We start from the raw sequence: 244 nt of genomic DNA, 5'->3' as shown, positions 1-244 counted from the left end.
CCGTGGACACGAACAGAACATGGATTCCATGGCGTTGTTCATAAGCACCTACGGTAAACCAAATAACCAGAAATGGCAGGACACAAAGAATCCAGAAAACCCTGCCCTTACCTGAAAACAAGGAGACCAGCATCGTCCCAATGAGAAGCACGCCAATATCCGGGGAATCGACGATGTACTTTTTCAGGGATAGCATGACTGACGCCATCCATCCGCCATTTTTCTTCACGATATCAAGCACCCC

The 244-nt window shown here is 48.4% G+C and carries 1 protein-coding gene; it reads right to left on the bottom strand.

The genetic code is table 11. The features are described 5' to 3' along the window. Positions 1-244, bottom strand: a 244-nt coding sequence (locus AC0MA3_RS26695) for a hypothetical protein (RefSeq protein WP_474658378.1), incomplete at both ends; no start/stop codon positions are given.

It is taken from the genome of Paenibacillus sp. LS-5 (assembly GCF_056121505.1).
The sequence above is the reverse complement of the archived record's forward strand: the minus strand, read 5'-3'. Positions and strand labels throughout refer to the sequence as shown.